Below are 20,518 nucleotides of genomic sequence, written 5' to 3'. Positions count from 1 at the left end.
TGGATTTTCACGACACACGAAGCCCGGGGTAGAAACTCCGGATTGCAGAATTGGTTCCGAAGCGTTGCTTCACGCCCTGCAATTGTGTCCAGTAGTCAAAAGATAGGCTGAGAAAGCTCGCTCAACTTTTCAGCTTATGTCGGCGAGACGACTGTTTAGCTTGCCGGCTGCGCCTTGCGATCGGTCGCCCGGCGTCCCGAGCCGTAGGCCGGCTGCGCCTCCCACCTCAGGGCGTCGGCGACGATGCGGTCCAGATCCGAGCAGACCGGCTCCCAGCCGAGCAACTCCTTGGCCCGGCTGGCGTCCGCCACCAGGCTCGGCGGATCGCCCGCCCGCCGCGCGCCCACGCTGTGCGGCACGGGCCGGCCGGCGGCCCGGCCGACGGCGTCGACCACCTCGCGCACCGAATTGCCCTTGCCGGTGCCGACGTTGACGGCCTCGAAGGCCCCCGCGGGCAGTTCGACCTCCAGCGCCGCGACGTGCGCCGCGGCCAGGTCGTTCACGTGAATGTAGTCGCGCAGGCAGGTGCCGTCCGGCGTGTCGAAGTCGTCGCCGAAGACGGTCAGCGGCTTGGCCTCGCCCAGGGCCGCGGCGATCGCCAGAGGGATCAGGTGCGTCTCCGGCTCGTGCGCCTCGCCGATCAGGCCCGAGGGGTCGGCCCCCGCGGCGTTGAAGTAGCGCAGGGCCACCGCCGACAGCCCATAGGCCCGGCACTGGGCCTCGATCATCCATTCGCAGGCAAGCTTGGTGTCGCCATAGGGGCTGGCCGGCGCCTTGGCCGCGCCCTCGGGGATGGTCTCCAACGCCCCGCGACCGCCCTGGCCGTACACGGCCGCGCTCGAGGAGAACACCATCCGCTCCACGCCGCGCTCGCGCATGGCCGTGAGCAGGCTCACCGTGCCCGCGACGTTGATCTCCCAGAACAGGTCCGGCTGGACCACCGAGCGGCCGACCTCGATCAGGCCGGCGAAATGGATCACGGACTTGGCGCCATATTCGTCCAGGGCGTCCGCCACGGCGCGCGCGTCCCGGATGTCGCCATGGACGAACGCGCCCCAGCGCACCGCCTCGCGGAAGCCTGAACTGAGGCTGTCGAACACGACCGGGAAGTAGCCCCGCTCGCTCAAAGCCTTCGCCGTATGTGCGCCGATGTAGCCGGCCCCGCCCGTCACCAGGACGGCGGGTTTCGATCCCCGATCCATGGAGCCCTTAATCCCCTGCCCGGTGGTCGGGTTCCAGCCCTAAGGTCAAGTTTTGGAACTATTGGGTCCGACGGAGGCTTAACAACGCGGGTGCGACGGGAAAGCCAGGATCCATGCCGAGTATTGAGCTTTGGGGCGGTCACGAATGCACCGTGAACCGGGTCGGCCCTGCGTTCTATGACCAGACGGTTCGCTCCGGCCACCATGATCGCCCCGAAGACCTCGACCGCTTCGCGGCCCTGGGCCTGAAGGCGCTCCGCTATCCGGTGCTTTGGGAGCGGGTGGCCCCGAGCCTGCCGCAGTCCCGCGACTGGCGCTGGAGCGACGCGCGCCTTGCCCGCATCCGCGACCTCGGCATGAACCCGATCGTCGGGCTGCTGCACCATGGCTCGGGCCCGCGCTACACCAGCCTGGTGGACGACGCCTTCCCGGGCCTCTTCGCCGACTACGCGCGCGCCGCCGCCGAGCGCTATCCGTGGGTCGCCGACTGGACCCCGGTCAACGAGCCGCTGACCACCGCGCGCTTCTCCGCTCTCTACGGCCTCTGGTATCCGCACCTGTCGGACGAGCCGTTCTTCTGGGGCGCCCTGCTCAACCAGATCGACGCCACGCGGCTCGCCATGCGCGAGATCCGTCGCGTGAACCCGGCCGCCCGCCTGATCCAGACCGAGGACCTGGGCCGCACCTACGCGACCCGGCCGCTCGCCCATCAGGCCGAGTTCGAGAACCAGCGGCGCTGGCTCACGTGGGATCTGCTGGCGGGCAAGGTGACGCCCGACCACCCGATGTTCGAGCGCCTGGCCGCCAGCGGTTTCGGCGACCGTCTCCGCGCCATCGCCGACGATCCGTGCCCGCCAGACGTGCTCGGCGTGAACCACTACCTCACCAGCGAGCGCTTCCTGGATCACCGGCTGGACGCCTATCCGCCGGAACGCCACGGCGGCAACGGCGCCCAGGCCTACGCCGACGTCGAGGCGATCCGCGTCACCCTGCCGGCGCCCGGCGGCCTGGAATCCGTGCTGGAGGAGGCCTGGGTCCGCTACCGCCGCCCGCTCGCCGTCACCGAGAGCCACAACGGTTGCACCCGCGAGGAGCAGGTCCGCTGGGTGCGCGAGGCCTGGGAGACCGCCTGTCGCCTGAAGGGCCGCGGCGTCGACGTCCGCGCCGTCACCGCCTGGGCCCTCCTGGGGACCTACGACTGGAACAGCCTGCTGACCCAGCCGCTCGGCCACTACGAGGTGGGCGCCTTCGACATCCGCTCGGGCGAGCCGCGCCCCACGGCCATCGCGGCCGAGCTCAAGCGCCTGGCGACCGGTCAGGGGCAGCCGCACCCCGGCACGGAAGGTCCCGGCTGGTGGCGGCGCGACATCCGCCTCGAGTTCCGCCCCGTCTTCCGCCACGTCGAGACGCCGGAGCCGCGCTCGGCCTGGCAGGCCGGCGGCACGGGACGGCCGCTGCTGATCGTCGGCGCCACCGGCACGCTGGGCAAGGCGCTGGCCCGCGCCTGCGAGTGGCGCGGCCTCGCCTATCGTCTCACGGGCCGCGCCGAGCTGTCCCTCGACGATGACGCCTCCATCGCCGCCTGCCTCGACGCCTGCGACGCCTGGGGCGTCGTCAACGCCGCCGGCTGGGTTCGCGTGGACGAGGCCGAGGACTGCCGCGACGACTGCATCGCCGCCAACGCGGCCGGCGCCATCCGCATCGCCCGCCTCTGCGCCGAGCGCGGCATCCCCGTCGTGGGCTACTCCAGCGACCTGGTGTTCGACGGGACCGCCGGCCGCGCCTACGTCGAGAGCGACGCGCCCTCGCCGCTGAACGTCTACGGCGAGAGCAAGGCTCTCGCCGAGGCGGGCGTGCTCGAGGCCAATCCCAAGGGCCTGATGATCCGCACCGCCGCGTTCTTCTCGCCCTTCGATCCGTACAACTTCGCCCACCACGTGGCCCGGACCCTCTCGGGCGGCCAATCCCTTCCGGCAGCCGAGGACCTCGTGGTCTCGCCGACCTATGTGCCGGACCTGGTGGACGCCACCCTGGACCTGTTGCTGGACGGGGAGACCGGCATCCGCCACCTCGCCAACGTCGGCCAGGCCAGCTGGGCCGACTTCGCCCGCATGGTCGCCCGCGCCCTGGGCCTCGACGAGGAGCTGGTGATCGGCGTGGAGGCCCGCAGCTTCGGCTGGGCGGCCGCCCGGCCGCCGCACGCGCCGCTCTCCACCGAGCGCGGTCAGGTGATGCCCAGCCTGGACAACGCCATCGCGCGCTATGCGGCGATCGTCAGCGCCGCCGAGTTCGCGCCCGAGGCGGAAGCCATCGCGGACCTCCGACACCCGGGCATGCTGCTGGGCGCCGGCGGGCGCCCGTCCTGAGGCGCTAGTTGCGGGTGGCGGTCGCCCCGTCGCCGTCGTCGCCTTCCACCTCGTCCTCTTCGTCGTCCTCGACCTCGAAGATGTCCTCCTCGGCCTCGGCCAGAAGTTCGTCGAGGGCGTCGATCACGGCGTCCAGCTGCTCGGGGCTGGCGGCGAAGTCCATCTTCTCGCCGGCGTCGTCCTCGAGGTGCAGGACGAAATCCTCGTCGCGGATCGAGATGGAGAACTTGGCGAGCTGTCTCATGGCGGCCTCCTGGCGGTTGCAGGCCATAACCGCCGGCCGGCCGTTCGGTTCAGATCAGCGCCCGCGCCGCCGCCACCACGCGCGCGGCCTTTTCGGCCGTCTCCTCGACCGACTGTCCGGCGCGGTAGAGCTCCCCGCCCAGGCCGAACGCGCGCGCGCCCGCCGCCCACCAGTCGGCCATCTGTGTCGGCCCCACGCCGCCCACCGCCCAGACCACCGCTTCCGGCGGCAGCACCGCCTTCAGCTGTTTCAGGTGTCCGGGTCCGTAGGTCGCGGCGGGAAAGAGCTTCAGGTGCCGGGCGCCCGCCGCGACAGCCGTGAACGCCTCGGTCGCGGTCGCAAAGCCGGGGGCCGGATCCAGGCCCAGCTCGACCGACCGAAGGATCACCTCGGGCGAGACGTTCGGCGACACGATGATCCGTCCGCCCGCCTCGGCCACGGCCTCCACCCGCTCGGCTGTCAGCACCGTGCCCGCGCCCACCGCCATGCGATCGCCAAAGGCCTCGGCCAGCGCCTTGATGCTCTTGAGCGGCTCGGGCGAGTTCAGCGGAACCTCCATGCCCCGGACGCCCGCCGCGAACAGCGCCTCGGCGTGCGCCAGGGCCTCTTCGGGGCGGATGCCGCGAACGATGGCCACCACCGGGCATTCGCTCAGCGCCGCTTCAAGGTTCATGGCCTGGCCTTTCGATATAGCGCGAACAGCCCCGCGACCGCGGCGGCCTCGCCGTCGTGCAGGTCGGCGCTCCGGGCCTGCGCCGCAAGGGCCCGGGCATAGAGGCCGCACAGGCGGGCGTCGCCCAACAGCGACAGCGGCTCGTCGCCCGAACAGCCCAGCAGCGCCGGCACGGCCGCGGCTTCAGCGCCGATCAGCAGGCCCGACAGATAGCTCGGGGTCTCCTCGGGCGGCCGCCCCTCGCCCACCACGCGGGCCCGGGCGGTGAACAGCCGGGCCGCCAGGGCCGTCCCGTCGCCCGCCGCCGCCACGCCGGCGTCGAAGGCCGCCATGTCGTCGGCCGCAGCATCGCTCTTGAGCACGCTGTAGGTCTTCAGCACCGCGAACAGCTCGCCGGTCATGGCGGTGACGAAGCGGGTCAGCCGCCCATCCTCCACCAGCATCCACTTCGCGTGCGTCCCAGGGTGGCAGATGAGCCGGCGGCCGCGGCTGCGCGCCGGGTCGGCCGCGAGCCAGCCGAACAGCTGGGTTTCCTCGCCGCGCATCACGTCGCCCTGTCCGTTGAAGCCGCCCCAGCGCACGCCGGGGACGATCCGCACCCAGTCGGCCCCTTCGACGGTCTTCAGGCAGCGCGCCAGGTCTTCCAGATCCGCCGGGGCGTCGGCGTAGGGCGCCAGCGTCCAGCCCAGGTTCGAGCCCACCATGCCGCACAGGATCGCCGGCAGCCCTTCGGCGCCCAGGGCCGGCCGCACCTCGTCGCGGAACCGCGCCTCGGCCTCGCCCGGCTTCAGCTTCGAGACGCCCAGACCCGGGAAGTCCCGGTCGGCCACCACCGCGCCGGCCTCGTCCAGCGTCCAGACCCGCAGGTTCGTCGTGCCCCAGTCGCAGGCGAGCAGCGCCGCGGAGCCCATCAGAGCCGTCCCGCGTCCACGACCAGGTTCTGGCCGGTCATCATCCGGGACTCGTCGCTCGCCAGGAACAGCGCCGCGCGGGCGATGTCGTCGGGGTAGATCCGGTCCTTCAGCGCCACCTGTTCGCGCCACTCGGCTTCGGCCTCGGGCGTCAGCCACAGCTCCAGCTGCCGCTCCGTGATCACCCAGCCGGGCGAGAGCGCATTCACCCGCACCTTGTGCGGACCCCATTCCCGCGCCAGGCCCTTGGAGAGCGAATTGATGGCGCCCTTCGCCGCCACATAGGTCGCCATGTGAGCCGGCCCCCACAAGGCGTTGATCGAGCTCACGTTCACGATCGATCCGCCGCCCGCCGCCTTCATCATCGGATAGACCGCGGTCGAGGCCACGAAGGCCGGGTCCAGGTTCACCGCCAGGCCCCTGCGCCAGGCCTCGATCGACGTCTCGGCCGCCTCGTGGCGGGTGTCGTTGGCGACATTGTTGATCAGCACGGTGATCGGCCCCAGCGCCTGCGCCGCCTCGGCGATCGCCGCCTGCAGCGCGGCTACGTCGGTCACGTCGCAGCGCCGGAACCACGTCCGCTCGCCCAGTTTCGCCGCCAACGCCCGGCCCGCGTCCTCCTGCAGGTCGACGAAGCCCACCTTGCACCCCTGGGCGTGAAACTGGGTGACGAAGCTCTCGCCGATCCCGGAGGCGCCGCCGGTGACGAACACGGTCCGGCCTTTGAGGCTCGGATAGGTCGCGCCTTCCATCAATGGGACTCGCGAGTGACGTCAGGGCTCGACTTGCCGACCAGGAAGTCCAGGTCCGCCCCTTGGTCGGCCTGCAGCACCGTGTCGATGTAGAGCTTGTACCAGCCGCGCTCGAACTGCGAGGGCTTGCGGGCCGCCTCCCACTCGTGGCGCCGCCGCACCAGCTCCACCTCGCTGACCATCAGGTCCAGGCGGCGGTTCGGCCCGTCGAAGACGATCTCGTCGCCGGTCTTCACTAGGGCCAGCGGCCCGCCGGCCTCGGCCTCGGGCGAGACGTGCAGGATCACCGTGCCATAGGCCGTGCCGCTCATCCGCGCGTCCGAGATCCGCACCATGTCGCGCACGCCCTTCTGCAGCAGCTTCGGCGGCAGGGCCATGTTGCCCACCTCGGGCATGCCCGGATAGCCCTTTGGCCCGCAGCCCTTCAGGACCAGCACCGAGGTCTCGTCCACCGGCAGGTCCGGGTCGTCGATGCGCGCGTGATAATCCTCGATGTCCTCGAACACGACCGCGCGGCCGCGATGCGTCAGAAGTTCGGGGCTCGCCGCGCTGGGCTTCAGGATCGCCCCGTCGGGACACAGGTTCCCGCGCAGCACCCACACCCCCGACGAGGGCCCTACCGGCTGCTCCAGGCTGCCGATCACATCCCGGTTCCACACCTCGGCGGCGTCGGCGATCTCGCCCTGCGTATGGCCCGAGACGGTCAGCGCCTCGCGCCGGAACCGCGGCCCAAGCTCCTTCATCACCGCGGGACAGCCGCCGGCGTAGCAGAAGTCCTCCATCAGGTACTTGCCCGACGGCATCAGGTTCACCAGCAGCGGAACCTCGCGGCCCAGCCGGTCGAAGTCGTCCAGCGTCAGCTCCACGCCCACCCGTCCGGCCAGCGCCAGCAGGTGGACCACCGCGTTGGTCGAGCCGCCGATCGCCGCGTGCATCAGGATGGCGTTCTCGAACGCCTCGCGGGTGAGGATCTGCGACAGCCGGATGTCCTGCTTCACCAGCTCGACCATGCGTGCCCCGGTGAGGTGCGCCAGGGTCTTGCGGCGGGAATCCACGCCCGGCAGCGATGCGTTGTTCGGCAGGCAGACGCCCAGCGCCTCCATCAGGCTGGCCATGGTCGAGGCCGTGCCCATGGTGTTGCACACCCCATGACTGCGGCTCATCGAGCTCTCGGCCGACAGGAAGTCCTTCAGGCTCATCTCGCCGGCCCGCACGGCCTCCGAGAACCGCCACACGTCGGTGCCCGAGCCGATGTCCTTGCCGTGCCACTTGCCGTTCAGCATCGGCCCCGACGAGACAACCATCGTCGGCAGGTCCACGCTGGCCGCGCCCATCAGCTGGCCCGGCGTGGTCTTGTCGCAGCCGCCCAGGAGGACCACCCCGTCGATGGGGTTGGCCCGGATGCTCTCCTCCACCTCCATGGCCAGCAGGTTCCGGAACAGCATCGCGGTCGGCCGCATCTGGGTCTCGGGGAGGCTCATCGCCGGGAATTCGATCGGCACGCCGCCAGCTTCCCAAACCCCGCGCTTCACGTACTCCGCGAGGTCGCGCAGGTGGAACTGGCAAGTCACCAGCTCGGACCAGGTGTTGCAGATGCCGATGATCGGCCGGCCGTCGAAGACGTGATCCGGCAGGCCCGTGCCCTTGATCCAGCTCCGGTGGATGAAGCCGTCGCGGTCGAGCTTGCCGTAGCTCCTTTGGCTGCGCAGCGGTTTCTTCGCCATTCCCGCGACCCCTCGCTTCCCTCTTCCCGAGGGTTAAACCCGCCAGCCGAGCGGCGGTTCAGGCAAGCGCCGCCGCCAGCTAGCCGTCCAGGACCTGCCGCACCTTCCGCGCCAGATCGTTGAAGCTGAACGGCTTCGTTATCAGGTTCACGCCCGGGTCAAGCCTGCCGTTGTGGACGATGGCGTTGCGTGTGTAGCCGGTCGTGAAGAGCACCTTCACTCCGGACCGCCGGCGCTGGATCTCGTCGGCCAGACGGCGACCGTCCAGGCCGTCGGGCAACACCACGTCTGTGAACAGCAGATCGACGTCTTGGGCGGCCTGCAGCACCTCCATCGCGCGACGCCCGCTGTTGGCCTCGAGCACGTCGTAGCCGAGCTCGCGCAGCACCGTGACGCTGTAGCTGCGCAGGTCGTCGTGATCTTCCACGACCAGGATCCGTTCCCGGCCGCCGTGCAGCGGAGCCTCCGCCTGCGGCGCTGCCTCGTGGACCACCGCCGCATCGCCCATCAGCCGGGGAAGGTAGATCTTGACCGTCGTTCCGACGCCCAGCTCGCTGTAGATCCGCACGTGGCCATGCGACTGGCGCACGAAGCCATACACCTGGCTCAGCCCCAGACCCGTGCCCTTGCCCGCCTCCTTCGTCGTGAAGAACGGCTCGAAGACCTTCTGGACCGTCTCGGCCGACATGCCGGTCCCCGTGTCGCTGACCGCGATCAGCACGTACTGCCCAGGCTCGACCGGCTCGGCCAGTTGCGCGACATAGGTTTCATCCAGATGCGCATTGCTGGTTTCGATCGTGAGCCGCCCGCCTCCGGGCATGGCGTCGCGCGCGTTGACGGCGAGGTTCACCAGCGCGTTCTCCAGCTCGTTCGGATCGGCCTGCGTCCGCCAGAGCCCGGCGCCGGCGACGGTCTCGAGGTCGATCGTCTCGCCCAGGGTCCGCTGCAGCAGGTCCGCCAGATTGGTGACCAGACGTCCCGCGTCGATCGGCTTGGGGTCCAGCGGCTGGCGGCGGGCGAAGGCGAGCAGCCTTGCGGTGAGGGTCGCGGCGCGCTCGGCGCCGTGGGTCGCCATGCGCACGGACCGCTCGATCCGCTCGGCCTCGGCGGACGGCGGCAGCCGCTCCAATTGTCGTCCGATCGTCTCCAGCCCGCCGAGGATCACCGTCAGCAGGTTGTTGAAGTCGTGCGCCACGCCGCCCGTGAGCTGGCCGATGGCCTCCATCTTCTGGGCCTGCCGAAGCGCCGCTTCGGCTTGCATGCGTTCGGCGACGGCTTCGGCGACGCGCGCTTCCAGCGTCTGCGTGAGCTCCCGCAATTCCTCGGTGGCCGCCTCGGCGGCGCGCCGCGCCTCCAGCAGTTCGCGCTCGTATCGCCGCCGATCCTGGGCGTTGAAGATCGTGATCCGGATGAACTGGACCGAGCCGTCTTCCCGCCGCCGTTCCACGGCGTTGACCAGGGTGGGCACCTTGCGTCCCTCGGCGCCCACCAAGTCCAGCGCCACCTCGTTGAAGAAGCCCTGCATCCGCAGCAGCGGCGCAAAGTGCGTCTCGTAGTAGATCTTGCCGGCGATGTTCAGCAGATCCTGGAAGCGCCGCCCCACCACCTCATGGCGTGGAGAACCCAGCCACTCCAGCAGCGTCACATTGACCTTGATGATCCTGCCGTCCGGCTCGGCCGAGACATAGCCGCACGGCGCGTGCTCGAAGAGATCCTCGAGGTCGTCTTCCAAACCTTGCACCTGACCAGCCTCGGTCATCGAAGCGGTCAAAGGAAGGCTTGGATCGCGGCCACCGTCTCTTCAGGCGCACTGAGGTTCGGGCAGTGCCCGGTGGCCTTCATCAGGACGAACTCGCTGTTCGGCAGCTTACGGTGCACGTACTCGCCGACCGCCTGGGGCGCGATGACGTCGTCCGAACACTGCAGGACCAGCACACGCGCGGTCACGCCGTCGAGGTCCGCCCGATTGTCCGACAGGAACGTCGCCCGGGCGAACCGCCGCGCGATGTCGGGGTCCGTCATGCAGAAGCTGTTGGTCAGCTCCTCGCCGAGTTCCGGCCGGTCGGCGTTCCCCATGATCACCGGGGCCATGGCCTGCGACCACCCCATGTGGTTGCTGTCGAGGAAATCCAGCAGCTCCTCGATCTGGGCGGCGCTGAACCCGCCCACATAATCCTCATCGTCGACGTAGCGCGGCGACGGCCCGACCAGCACCAGCTCGTCGAACAGGTCCGGCGCCCGCTTCGCCGCGATGATCCCGATCATCGCGCTGACCGAGTGCCCGACGAACACGCCGTGCTTGACGCCCAGCTCCGTGCAGATCGCCACGACGTCGTCGGCGTAGCCTTCGAGGCTGGCGTACTTCTCCGGGTCGTAGGCAGACAGGTCCGAGCCGCCCGAGCCGACGTGGTCGAACAGCACCACCCGGAACCGATCCTCGAACGCGGGAGCGACGAACCTCCACATGTTCTGGTCGCACCCGAAGCCATGGGCGAACACCATCGCCCGCTCGCCACGCCCGGTGATCTTCACATTATGACGCTGCAGTACCGACACCTTGTCCCTCCGCTGCGCCCACCCCCATCCTCGCTAAACACGAATGACGCAGACATGCCAGTAGCTTAGGCATGACAACGATCGCTCAGCTCGCCTGCCGCCAAGCCGGGCGCGCAAACTCCTTCAGGTCCGTATAGGTCGCGCAGTTCGGTCGAACGATCGCGCCTTCAGTTCACGACCGGCCGACGCGCTCCCCGATGGCCCCGTCAGATAGCCGACCACGAGGCGCGAGGCCTCGTCGACCAGCCGGGCCTCGACCTCGTCCGTCAGCACGGCAATATCGGCCCACTCCTCCAGCTTCGCGGGGTGACCCCGCGCCCGACGCGATCACCGACGACCTCGACCAAGCCGCCTAAGCCGTCAGCCCTCGAACACCGGCAGCGCGAGGCCCTTCACGCCCACGTCGATGGCGAACAGCCCGCCCGCCAGCGGCTGTTTGGCGCGGGCCTCGTCCGACAGCTCGTCCCAGGCGCTGGTGACGTACAGCGTCGTCAGGTCCGGCCCGCCGAACGCGCAGCTCGTGGGCTGCTCCACCGGCAGCTGGATGATCCGGTCCACCTTGCCGGCGGGGCTGTAGCGCACGATCCGCCAGCCGCCCCACTGGGCGTTCCAGAGATAGCCTTCGGCGTCCACCGCCGAGCCGTCCGGCGAGGCCTCCGTGCCGCGCGTGTGGGCGAACTCGGCGACCTTGGACAGGTCCGCGGTCTGGTGCACGAACAGGGTCTGCAGCTTCGAGTCGGCCATGTAGAGCTTCGAGCCGTCCGGGCTGAACGAGACCGTGTTCGGAATGTGGATGCCGGTCAGCACCCGCGTCGTCTTGCCGTCCGGATCGGTGCGGAACACCGAGCCCGGCCGCTTGCCGCCGTCGTCGTCCATGGTCGACCACCAGAAGCGGCCCTGCATGTCGATCTTGCCGTCGTTGGTGCGGAAGCCCTCGCCCAGGTCGTAGCGCTGCACCGGCTGGATGACGCCTGTGCGCGCGTCGATCACCGCCAGGCCCTCTTCGGTCGCCGCCAGCAGCCCGCCCTTGGCCCGCGGCGCCGCCGCGCTCGCCCGCATCGGCAGATCGAAGGCCCCGCGCTCCTCGGTCGCAGGCTCGTACCAGGCCAGCCGTTTGCCCTTGATGTCGAACCAGTAGAGGCGCTGCTCGGCCGCGACCCAGATTGGGCCCTCCCCGAGGCGGTCTGCCGCATTCACGACGCACCGAACTTCCACCACATCAGCCTCCAACGCGCTGACGAAGAATCGTGAGACAGTCCGCGGAACTCCCCGCGTCCAGCCTGCGACACCCTGACCTCAGCGTTCCGGTTCCATTCAGAATCCCACCGCTAGTATCCTAGTCGACAGAATCGGGAAGGATCCCTGCCAGTGTCGCTGTCCAGCTACTCCGACGTCTTCGCGATCGAGCACGATCGCGGCTACGACGAGGACATTTCCGTCGGCGACCTTGTTCGCACGGGACCCAACCTCTTCCCCCACTTCGAGGTCGTCGCGGTCCATGGCGACAAGGCCTGGGTCCGCAACGTCCTGAACGGCTCGGACCACCTCGCGCTGCTCAGCCGCTGCCGCAAGATCAACGGCCAGCCCGGCCTCGCCGAAGCAGCCGAGTAGAGTCGGCTGCTCCCGCAGCGGGAGCAGCTTGCATTTCATCTGAACCCGCAACGCGCCCCGGAGTTCTAGGTTCGGGGAGCGGCTTCGTTCGCGCGAGTGTCTGAGACAGGGGAGGACGCGCCATCTCGGCCTTCATGTTCGCCACGGGGATCGAGAACTCCATCCCCAAGATCCAGAACGGTCGCATCCGCGTCGACCAGATGGAGTCGTGCGGCCACTACCGCCATTGGCGGAAGGACTTCGACCTGGTCGAAGAGCTGGGCCTGAAGTACCTGCGCTACGGCCCGCCGCTGCACACCACCCTGCTCGGGCCCGAGAAGTACGACTGGGAGTTCGCCGACGTCACCTTCGCCGAGCTGCGCCGGCGCAACATCAACCCGATCGTCGACCTCTGCCACTTCGGCGTCCCCGACTGGATCGGCGACTTCCAAAACCCGGACTTTTGCGAGCAGTTCGCCAAGTACGCGGCCGCCTTCGCCCGCCGCTTCCCGTGGGTGCAGCTCTACACCCCGGTCAACGAGATGTTCATCTGCGCCCAGTTCTCAGCCAGCTTCGGCTGGTGGAACGAGCAGGGCACGACGGACCTCACCTTCGTCACGGCGCTCAAGCACATCGTGAAGGCCAATGTGCGGGCCATGCAGGAGATCCTGAAGGTCCGCCCCGACGCCATCTTCATCCAGAGCGAGTCCTCGGAGTACTTCCACGCCGAGAACCCCGCCGCCATCAAGCCGGCCGAGATCGAGAACTCGCGCCGCTTCCTCTCGCTGGACCTCAACTACGGCCACCGGGTCGACAGCGAGATGTACGAGTACCTGATGGACAATGGGATGACGCGCGAGGAGTACCACTTCTTCCTCGGCAACTCGCTGCGCCACCACTGCATCCTGGGCAACGACTACTACTGGACGAACGAGCACCGCGTGTCGGCCGACGGGACTCATCGGGCCTCAGGCGAGATCTTCGGCTACTCCGAGATCACCCGGCAGTACTACAACCGCTACCGCCTGCCGGTGATGCACACCGAGACCAACATCGTCGAAGGGCCGAACGGCGACGAGGCCGTGAATTGGCTCTGGAAGGAGTGGGCGAACGTGCTGCGGGTGCGCAACGACGGCGTCCCCACCGTTGGCTTCACCTGGTACTCCCTCACCGACCAGATCGACTGGGACGTCGGCCTGCGCGAGCAGAACAACCGCGTGCACCCGGTGGGGCTCTATGACCTCAACCGCGAGATCCGCCCCGTCGGCCGCTCCTACAAGCAGCTGATCAAGGACTGGGGCGAGGTGCTGCCGACGCAGAGCGTGTGCCTCACCGTCCCCGTCGTGCCGCCGGCCGAGTACGGAGACCCCGCGTCCGAGCGCCACCGCGCCGAGGCCCGCCACCTGCGCGCGGTCGAGCTGGCGGCGGGCGGCGAGAGCGGCTGAGCCTTCGGGAGGGTTCGTTGGGGGGATCGATCGAGATCGGCGGCGCGCCCGTCGTCACGCTGCAGGGCGAGCCGCCGGCCGGCCAGCCCGGCTTCGTCGAAGCCCAGATCCTCCCCGGCCGCGGCATGATGCTGCTGCAGGCGCGTCTGCGCCTGCCCTCCGGCGAAGTGGTCGACGCGCTTGCCGCTCCCCCGCTGGCCGAGGCTGCGCGCGCGCTGTCGGGCGGTCCCGACGACTTCGCCGGCAACCAGGCCTTCGCCTTCGGCGGCTGCCTGCTGGCTCCCTACGCCAACCGCATCCGCGGCCAGGCGCTGCCCGACGCGCGCGAGATCGAGGCCGAGATCGACGGCCGCCGGATGCGCCTGCCCCGCAACTGGGGCGGCAAGGCGCCGGGCGCCGAACAGTACTCCATGCACGGCCTGATCCTGGACGCCTCCGTGCCCTTCCGGCAGCCGGAGCCCGGCCGCCTGACGGGAACTCTGGACGCCGGCGACTTCGGCGGCCGCTGGCCCGGCCGGCTGGCCCTCGACTTCGAATGGCGGCTGGAGGCCGGCGCGCTGTCGGTCCGCATCACCGCCCGCAACGTGGGCGACGAGGCCCTGCCCGTCGGCCTGGGCTGGCACCCGTACTTCGCCCTGCCCAGCGGTCGGCGCGAGCAGGCCCGCCTGCGCCTGCCGGCCGCCCGGCGCGCCGAGGTCAACGGCTACGACGAGGTCCTGCCCACCGGCGTCCTCTCGCCCACGGCGGGCACGCCCTACGACTTCCACGCCGCCCCGAGCCTCGGCGACCTCTTCCTCGACGACTGCTTCACCGGTCTCGCCCGCCAGGAGGGCAAGGTGGTGGTGGAAGTGCTGGATCCCGCCGCCGGCGTCGGCCTGCGCCTGGCCTCGGAGAGCCCGCACGTGAAGGCTGTCCAGGTCTACGCTCCGCCCGAAAAGCCCTTCGTGGTCGTGGAGCCGCAGTTCAACCTCGCCGACCCCTTTGGCGACGTCTGGCCCGCGTCGGCGGACACCGGCATGGCCCGCCTGCAGCCCGGCTCCAGCTTGACTTATGATTGTCGCGTAACGGCCTTCGCCGTGGGGAACCCCACCTCGGGCTAGCGGTTTCCCCGGGCCATGAACCGCGCACGAAAGAGTGAAATGAGCCAGAAGCCCTGCGAAGTCATCGACTTCGACGAGGCCCTGCTCGACTCCTGTCCGGCCGAGGAAAAGGCCGAGTTGATGACCGAGGCGCGCATCCTGGCCCAGGCTTTTGCCACCGAAGGCGCCGTCGAAGAACTCGAGGAGATGGCGGAAACCCTCTCCGCCGGTTTCCGCGACGCCGAGATGGAGCGGGCCCACGCCCGCAAGCTCTCGGCCGCGCTCAAGCGCCTGGCCAGGGACCCGTGGAACGAGGCAGACTAGCGGCTACTCCGCCGCCGCCGACTCCCGGGCCCGCTTGCGCTTCTTGTCCGGCCGATCCAGCAGCTTGCGCAGCATCGAGGCCATGACCGCCGTCTCGTAGGGCTTGTCCAGCAGCGGGAACTCGCGGCCCTCGATCACCTGCCCGTCGCCCACGAAGCCCGAGGTCAGCAGCACCCGCAGGTCGGGCCGCAGCTCGCGCGCCGTCCGCGCCAGGCTCACCCCGCTCACGCCGCCCGGCATCACCACGTCGGTGAACAGCAGGTCGACCTCGGCGCCGGAATGCAGCACCGCCAGGGCCTCGGCGGCGTTGGTGGCGGTCGTCACCTTGTAGCCAAGGCCGGTCAGCACATCGAGCGTCAGGGCCAGCACTGTGGCGTCGTCTTCGACCAGCAGGATCCGCTCCGTGCCGCCGACCACCTCCGTCGGGGCCGTCTCGGCCCGCACCTCGGCCTTGGCCTCGGTGGCCGGCAGCAGCAGGCGGAAGGTCGTGCCTGCGCCCACGTGGCTCTCCAGCTCCACCTCGCCCTCCGACTGGCGGACGAAGCCGTAGACCTGGCTGAGCCCCAGGCCCGAGCCCTTGCCCACTTCCTTGGTCGTGAAGAACGGCTCGAAGACGCGCTCGCGCACCTCGGTGCTCATGCCTACGCCGGTGTCGCGCACCTCCACGCAGATGAAGCCCAGGCCCGCCTCGCTCGGGCGGCGGCAGGTCCCGATGGTCAGCCGACCGCCCTCGGGCATCGCGTCGCGCGCGTTCACCGCCAGGTTCAGCAGCGCCGTCTCCAGCTGCGTCGGGTCGACGTGGGTGTTCAGCGCCCCGGCGGCCTCGTCCAGCTCCAGGTCCAGCGTCACCGCCTCGCCGACCGCCTGGCGCATGAGGGGGGCGAAGTCGCGGATCAGGGCGTTGACGTCCAGGGTCACCGGCGACAGGTGCTGCCGGCGCGAGAACGCCAGCAGCTGCCGCGTCAGGTCGCGGCCGCGTTCGGCCGCCTGGCGGATGGCGTCGAACCGCCGGGCCCGGCGGGCCTCCTCCTCCTGCTTGCGGGCCAGCATGTCGATGTTGCCCAGCACCACCGTCAGCAGGTTGTTGAAGTCGTGCGCCACGCCGCCGGTCAGCTGGCCCACCGCCTCCATCTTCCGCGCCTGGGCGAGCTGCTCCTCCAGGCTGCGGCGATCGGTGGCGTCCAGGATCACGCCGAAGATCTCGCGCGCCTCGCCGTCGTCGCTGGGCGCGATCACGCCCTGGTCGTGCAGCACCCGGTACTGGCCGTCGGCGCACAGCCAGCGGAACTCGGTCGAGTAGTGGCCGGTCTTCAGGGCGTTCTGGATCGACTTGACGGTCCGCTCGAGGTCGTCCGGGTGGATCCGGCTGGTGCCGAACTCCGCCTCGTCGGTGAACCGACTGGCCGGGAAGCCCGTGATCTCTTTCACCGATTCCGAGACGAACAGGGTCTGGAATGGCGGCTCGATGCTACGCGAGGTGAAGACGATCGGCAGCGACTTCAGGATCGCCTGCTGCTGGGCCTCGGCCCGCCGCAGCGCCCGCTCGGTCTGCGCCTTCTCGCTCTTCACGCGCGTGTGCTCGTCCAGCAGCCATTGCTTGTAGGCCGACTGCCGGTTGGCTTCCTGGGTCTTCAGATACAGGTCCGTGAAGACCTTCGTCTTGGCCTTCAGGATGAACGGGTCCACGGGCTTGAACACCACGTCGACCGCGCCCGCGGAATAGGCCTGGAAGATGTGCGCCTCGTCCCGGAAGATCGCCGTCAGGAAGACGATCGGCGTGTCCGCCGTCCGCTTCCGGGACCGGATCAGGGCCGCCGTCTCGTACCCGTCCATGCCCGGCATGTGCAGGTCGAGCAGGATCAGCGCGAACTCTTCCGTCAGCAGCCGCTTGAGCGCCTCCTCGCCGGACCGGGCCACCACCAGCTCGTGACCCAGCTCCTCCAGCGCCTGCACGGCCGCGAACGCATTGCGCTCATCGTCGTCGACGATGAGGATCCGGGCCTGCAGCGGGGCGTCCAGGTCGGGCGGGCCCTTGGGCTCCGCCCGCCAGGCCCCCTGGGGGACTCTGGCGGCGGCCGTTTTCGTCATCAGCTCGCTTGCGGCATGAGGGAGACCACCGTGTCGCTGGCCAGCTTCATCGCGTCCGCGCGCTGGATCGAGACGCGCAGCACCGAGATGAGGTGATCGATGTCGACCGGCTTGGACACGTAATCGGACGCGCCGGCCTGGATGCACTTCTGCCGGTCGCCCTTCATGGCCTTGGCCGTCACGGCGACGATCGGCAGCTCGGCCAGCGCTTGGCGGGCGCGGATTTCCCGGATCGTCTCGTAACCGTCCATGTCCGGCATCATGATGTCGACCAGCACGACGTCCACATCGCCTTTCGCGTCGAGGGCTTCAAGCCCCGCGCGCCCGCTTTCGGCGTAGCTGAGCTCGATGCCGTACTCCTCCAGCGCCGAGGCGAGCGAGAAGATGTTGCGGATGTCGTCGTCGATGACCAGCACCTTGCGGCCGGACAGGACCGCGTCGTCGTGCTTGTTCTGGCTGAGCTTGGCCTTCGCGGGCGCCGGCAGCTTGTCGAGGCGGGCGTGCAGCAGGAGGCTCGCCTGGTCGACCAGCTGGTCCATCGTCCGGGCCATCCGCACCAGGCCGCCGAAGACCGCCAGGCGCAGGCGCTTGTCGTCCTCGGCGTCCATCTCGGCGGGCGCATAGACCACCGCCGGCACGCAGCGGCCTTCGGCCTGCTTCAGCTGTTCGACCAGCTGCGCGACCGGCATGGCCGAAGCCTCCACCACGACCCCGTCGGGCCGCTCGGCCGCGGGCCTCGCCAGCACCTCCGAGAAGCTGTCGGCCAGCTCCACTTGCGTGAAGCACTGCCGCAGCGTCTCAGCCGCCTCGCCCTCAGCGCCCACCAGCACGATGCGCCGGTCGGCCTTGTCGACGAAGCTCTTCACACCCTGCAGCGTCGAGACCACCACCTCCCGCTCCACCGGCTTGTGGGTGAAGCCGAAGGCGCCCATCGACAGGCCCAGGCCCTTCTGGTCGTCGGCCGAGATCACGTGCACCGGGATGTGCCGCGTCTCGGGCGTCCGCTTGAGGAGGTCCAGCAGCGCCAGGCCGTCCATGTCGGGCAGGCCGATGTCCAGCATGATGGCGTCGGGGCCGAAGCGTCGGGCCAGCGACGGCGCCGCCGCCCCCTCGCCCGTGACGACGCCCTTGAAGCCGCTGTCCCGCACCAGGTTCAGCAGGATCGAGGCGAAGCGCGGATCGTCCTCGACGATCAGCACCACCGAGTCGCCCGAGTTGACGCTGTCCCGGTCGTCGGCGACCGCTTCCACCGGCTCGTCCGAGAACGACGACGACATCATCATCGCCCGCGAAGCCGCGAAGCCGGCCGCGGCGCGCGCGCCCTGGCCGCCGGTGCTCGGCGTCTGCGCCGCCGGGCTGAAGTTCAGCGGCAGGTAGAGGGTGAAGGTCGAGCCCTTCCCAGGCTTCGATTCCACCTTCAGCTCGCCGCCCAACAGGCGGGTGATCTCGCGGCTGATCGACAGACCCAGGCCCGTGCCGCCGTACTTGCGGCTGGTGGTGCCGTCGGCCTGCTGGAACGCCTCGAAGATGATCCGCTGCTTGTCCTCGGGGATGCCGATGCCGGTGTCCTCGACCTGGAAGGCCAGCACCTGGCCCGCCGTGTTCAGGTGGTCGTTGGTCGAATTCCAGCCGGCGTGGGCGCGGCTGACCTTCAGCTTCACATGGCCCTTCTCGGTGAACTTGAAGGCGTTCGACAGCAGGTTCTTGATGATCTGCTGCAGCCGCTTGTCGTCCGTGTACATCGACCGCGGAAGCGCCGTGTCCACCTCCACCGCGAACTCCAGCTTCTTGTCGGCGGCGATCTGCGAGAACGTCCGGTCGACGTGGTCCTTGAGGCTGGCGAAGGACATCTCGCCGATGTCCAGGGTGACCGTGCCGGACTCGATCTTCGACAGGTCCAGGATGTCGTTGATGAGGCCCAGCAGGTCGGTGCCCGCGTCGTGGATGTTGCGGGCGAACTCCACCTGCTTATCGCTCAGGTTGCCCTGGCCGTTGTCGGCCAGCAGCTTCGAGAGGATCAGCAGGCTGTTCAGCGGCGTCCGCAGCTCGTGGCTCATGTTGGCCAGGAACTCGGACTTGTACTTCGAGGTCAGCGCCAGCTGCTCGGCCTTCTCTTCAAGAGCCAGCTTCGCCTGCTCGACCTCGCGGTTCTTCGCTTCCACCTGCTGGTTCTGGATCGACAGCAGGTGCGCCTTCTCCTGCAGCTCGGCGTTGGTCTGCTGCAGTTCCTCCTGCTTGGTGCGGAGCAGTTCCTCCGACTGGCGCAGCGACGCGGCCTGCTGCTCCAGGCGGTCGTTGGTCTTCTTCAGCTCTTCCTGCTGCGCCTGCAGTTCCGAGGTCAGGAGCTGCGACTGCTTCAGCAGGCCTTCCGTCCGCATGTTGGCGGCGATGGTGTTCAGCACGATGCCGATGGATTCCATCAGCTGGTCCAGGAACGCCATCTGGGTCTCGTTGAACTCGCCGAACGTGGCGAGCTCGATCACCGCCTTCACCTCGCCTTCGAACAGCGCCGGCAGGACGATGATGTTCGCCGGAGGCGCCTCGCCCAGGCCCGAGCTGATCTGCACGTAGTCCTTCGGCACGTTGGCCAGCAGGATCCGCGACTTCTCATAGGCGCACTGGCCGATCAGGCCTTCGCGGATCTTGAACTGGTTGGCCAAGTGCTTGCGGTTGTTGAAGGCGTACGACGCCGCCAGGTTCAGCACCGTCTGGCCGTCGTCGTCCCGGTCGGTGACATAGAACACCGCGTGCTGGGCGTTGATCAGCGGCGCCAGTTCCGAGAGCACCAGGTTCGACACCGTCGAGAGGTCGCGCTCGCCCTGCAGCATCCGCGTGAACCGGGCCAGGTTGGTCTTCAGCCAGTCCTGTTCCGTGTTCTTGAGCGTCTGCTCCCGCAGGTTGCGGATCATCTCGTTGATGTTGTTCTTCAGCTCCTCCACCTCGCCCGAGGCTTCGACGGTGATCGACCGGGTCAGGTCGCCCTTCGTCACGGCGGTCGACACCTCGGCGATAGCGCGCACCTGGGTGGTCAGGTTGGCGGCCAGTTCATTCACGTTGTCGGTCAGGTCGCGCCACAGGCCGGCGGCGCCGGGCACCCGGGCCTGACCGCCCAGCTTGCCTTCGATCCCCACCTCGCGGGCCACGTTGGTCACCTGGTCGGCGAAGGTGGCCAGCGTCTCGATCATCCCGTTGATGGTGTCGGCGAGCGCGGCGATTTCGCCCTTGGCGTCCAGCGTCAGCTTCCGCTTCAGGTCGCCGTTCGCCACCGCGGTCACGACGTCGGCGATGTTCCGCACCTGACCCGTCAGGTTGGCAGCCATCATGTTCACGTTGTCGGTCAGGTCCTTCCAGGTGCCGGCGACGCCCGGCACCTGCGCCTGGCCGCCCAGCTTGCCTTCCGTACCCACTTCGCGCGCCACCCGGGTCACCTCCGAGGCGAACGAGTTCAGCTGGTCCACCATGGTGTTGATGGTGTTCTTCAGCTCGAGGATTTCACCGCGCACGTCCACGGTGATCTTCTTCGACAGGTCGCCCTTGGCCACCGCGGTGGTCACGTCGGCGATG

At 69.3% G+C, this 20,518-nt stretch carries 16 protein-coding genes; 5 read left to right on the top strand and 11 right to left on the bottom strand.

All coding sequences use genetic code 11. The features are described 5' to 3' along the window. Nucleotides 1-155: 155 nt before the first annotated feature. Nucleotides 156-1,202, bottom strand: coding sequence for a UDP-glucose 4-epimerase GalE (gene galE / locus RIF93_RS02465; RefSeq protein ID WP_309088115.1), 1,047 nt, complete (start codon nucleotides 1,200-1,202; stop codon nucleotides 156-158). A gap of 113 nt (nucleotides 1,203-1,315) precedes the next feature. Between galE and RIF93_RS02460 the strand changes: the two genes are divergently transcribed. Further along, nucleotides 1,316-3,568 carry a family 1 glycosylhydrolase gene (locus tag RIF93_RS02460; RefSeq protein ID WP_309088113.1) on the top strand — a complete coding sequence of 751 codons (2,253 nt, stop codon included), beginning with the start codon at nucleotides 1,316-1,318 and terminating at the stop codon, nucleotides 3,566-3,568. A 4-nt stretch (nucleotides 3,569-3,572) separates the two neighbouring features. On the opposite strand, the gene RIF93_RS02455 is transcribed toward RIF93_RS02460, so the two are convergent. The 8 genes from RIF93_RS02455 to RIF93_RS02420 all read right to left on the bottom strand — a co-directional run bounded on the left by RIF93_RS02455 (nucleotide 3,573) and on the right by RIF93_RS02420 (nucleotide 11,643). Beyond that, entirely contained in the window at nucleotides 3,573-3,812 is a 240-nt protein-coding gene (locus RIF93_RS02455) for a hypothetical protein (RefSeq protein WP_309088111.1), read from the bottom strand. A 49-nt stretch (nucleotides 3,813-3,861) separates the two neighbouring features. Further along, entirely contained in the window at nucleotides 3,862-4,485 is a 624-nt protein-coding gene (locus tag RIF93_RS02450) for a 2-dehydro-3-deoxy-6-phosphogalactonate aldolase (RefSeq protein WP_309088109.1), read from the bottom strand. Next, complete coding sequence (locus tag RIF93_RS02445) at nucleotides 4,482-5,396, bottom strand: 2-dehydro-3-deoxygalactonokinase (protein ID WP_309088107.1); 915 nt, start codon at nucleotides 5,394-5,396, stop codon at nucleotides 4,482-4,484. Before RIF93_RS02445 ends, RIF93_RS02450 begins: the two co-directional genes overlap by 4 nt. Further along, nucleotides 5,396-6,148, bottom strand: coding sequence for an SDR family oxidoreductase (locus RIF93_RS02440; RefSeq protein ID WP_309088105.1), 753 nt, complete (start codon nucleotides 6,146-6,148; stop codon nucleotides 5,396-5,398). Before RIF93_RS02440 ends, RIF93_RS02445 begins: the two co-directional genes overlap by 1 nt. After that, nucleotides 6,148-7,872 carry an IlvD/Edd family dehydratase gene (locus RIF93_RS02435; RefSeq protein ID WP_309088103.1) on the bottom strand — a complete coding sequence of 575 codons (1,725 nt, stop codon included), beginning with the start codon at nucleotides 7,870-7,872 and terminating at the stop codon, nucleotides 6,148-6,150. The genes RIF93_RS02440 and RIF93_RS02435 overlap by 1 nt, the downstream gene beginning before the upstream one ends. A gap of 79 nt (nucleotides 7,873-7,951) precedes the next feature. Beyond that, on the bottom strand, nucleotides 7,952-9,631 hold the full coding sequence (locus RIF93_RS02430; protein ID WP_309088101.1) for an ATP-binding protein: 1,680 nt from the start codon (nucleotides 9,629-9,631) through the stop codon (nucleotides 7,952-7,954). An 8-nt stretch (nucleotides 9,632-9,639) separates the two neighbouring features. Further along, nucleotides 9,640-10,428, bottom strand: coding sequence for an alpha/beta hydrolase (locus RIF93_RS02425; protein ID WP_309088099.1), 789 nt, complete (start codon nucleotides 10,426-10,428; stop codon nucleotides 9,640-9,642). Between the two features lie 360 nt (nucleotides 10,429-10,788). Continuing rightward, nucleotides 10,789-11,643, bottom strand: a complete 855-nt coding sequence (locus RIF93_RS02420) for an SMP-30/gluconolactonase/LRE family protein (RefSeq protein ID WP_309088097.1) — start codon at nucleotides 11,641-11,643, stop codon at nucleotides 10,789-10,791. Between the two features lie 153 nt (nucleotides 11,644-11,796). Between RIF93_RS02420 and RIF93_RS02415 the strand changes: the two genes are divergently transcribed. From RIF93_RS02415 to RIF93_RS02400, 4 genes are all read left to right on the top strand, one after another. Further along, nucleotides 11,797-12,039 (top strand): hypothetical protein, encoded by a 243-nt coding sequence (locus RIF93_RS02415; protein ID WP_309088095.1) that lies wholly within the window; start codon nucleotides 11,797-11,799, stop codon nucleotides 12,037-12,039. A 134-nt stretch (nucleotides 12,040-12,173) separates the two neighbouring features. After that, on the top strand, nucleotides 12,174-13,463 hold the full coding sequence (locus tag RIF93_RS02410; protein ID WP_309088093.1) for a family 1 glycosylhydrolase: 1,290 nt from the start codon (nucleotides 12,174-12,176) through the stop codon (nucleotides 13,461-13,463). A 17-nt stretch (nucleotides 13,464-13,480) separates the two neighbouring features. Further along, nucleotides 13,481-14,563 (top strand): aldose 1-epimerase, encoded by a 1,083-nt coding sequence (locus RIF93_RS02405; RefSeq protein ID WP_309088091.1) that lies wholly within the window; start codon nucleotides 13,481-13,483, stop codon nucleotides 14,561-14,563. 39 nt (nucleotides 14,564-14,602) lie between these two features. Next, the gene (locus RIF93_RS02400) at nucleotides 14,603-14,866 is read left to right on the top strand and encodes a hypothetical protein (protein ID WP_309088089.1); all 264 of its coding nucleotides are present in this window, start codon (nucleotides 14,603-14,605) and stop codon (nucleotides 14,864-14,866) included. 3 nt (nucleotides 14,867-14,869) lie between these two features. Here the strand turns inward: RIF93_RS02400 and RIF93_RS02395 are convergent, their stop codons facing one another. Then, complete coding sequence (locus tag RIF93_RS02395) at nucleotides 14,870-16,954, bottom strand: response regulator (protein WP_309088087.1); 2,085 nt, start codon at nucleotides 16,952-16,954, stop codon at nucleotides 14,870-14,872. Then, a partial coding sequence (locus RIF93_RS02390; protein WP_309088085.1) for a response regulator occupies nucleotides 16,954-20,518 on the bottom strand: 3,565 nt, incomplete at its 5' end. The genes RIF93_RS02390 and RIF93_RS02395, both read right to left, overlap by 1 nt.

The sequence above is a fragment of the Phenylobacterium sp. genome, from assembly GCF_031181185.1.
GTDB lineage: Bacteria > Pseudomonadota > Alphaproteobacteria > Caulobacterales > Caulobacteraceae > Phenylobacterium.
Note: the sequence above shows the minus strand (reverse complement) of the source record. Positions and strands in the feature narration are given on the sequence as shown.